This window comes from Oleiphilus sp. HI0080 (assembly GCF_001635135.1).
On the sequence record NZ_LWFU01001025.1, the window covers coordinates 1 to 939 of the forward strand.

The 939-nt window shown below is 47.3% G+C and carries 2 protein-coding genes; both read right to left on the minus strand.

All coding sequences use genetic code 11. From position 1 onward, the window contains the following. A partial coding sequence (locus A3751_RS19300; protein ID WP_156492642.1) for a cupin domain-containing protein occupies window positions 1–242 on the minus strand: 242 nt, incomplete at its 3' end. A 47-nt stretch (window positions 243–289) separates the two neighbouring features. Continuing rightward, window positions 290–939 (minus strand): aldehyde dehydrogenase family protein (locus A3751_RS19305; protein WP_156492643.1); only part of this gene is annotated, 650 nt, incomplete at its 5' end.

Genomic DNA, 939 nt, shown 5'->3' on the forward strand with positions numbered 1-939 from the left:
CCGCTTTCATCAATAATGATCGAGCTGCCTTCAAGAATATGGCAAAACTCATGCTCGGAATAACTCACCGACCAGCGTCCAGCTTTCGAATCCCAAATTCCTACATGGAACTTTTCATCTTTACTTGAATAGTTATTCCAGAGGTTTTGTGCGGGCTCACCGTGAACAATCTTTTCCTGATCTGGCAGGTAACTTTCTTTGCTGACGTTTTCAGCGACGAATTGAATTTTTGAAACGTTCATAAAACTCCAAAACAAAAAAGCCCAGAAGGCTGGGCTCGTCGGGATATTTACTTCATTGTAGGCATCACGAATTCTGCACCGAGATCACCTTCTGGCCAGCGAGCAGTGACCGCTTTGCGCTTGGTGTAGAACTTGACCCCTTCAGGTCCGTGCATGTGGTTGGCACCGAAGAGAGAGCGCTTCCAGCCACCAAATGAGTGGAATGCCATCGGCACAGGGATTGGCACATTGACGCCGACCATACCTACCTGAACATCATGCGTGAACTTGCGCGCAATGCCGCCGCTGCGGGTATAAATAGAAGTACCATTTCCGTATTCGTGATCGTTGATCATCTGAACAGCCGTTGAGTAATCAGGGACACGAACGACACAAAGTACAGGGCCAAAAATCTCTTCTTGATAAATGACCATGTCTTTCGTGACGTTGTCGAACAAACAGCCACCAAGGAAGTAGCCTTTCTCGTTTGCATCGATTTTTGCTTCGCGTCCATCGACTACTAACGTCGCGCCTTCTTCAACGCCTTTGGCAATGTAGCCTTTGACTTTCTCAAGATGTTCTTTGCTAATCAAAGGGCCCATATCAAGGCCTTTATTTGAACCATCGCCGATTTTTAGCGCTTTCGTTTTTTCTGCTAGCTTCGCTACCAGCTCATCAGCGATATCACCTACTGCGAGCGCAACCGAGATAGCCATAC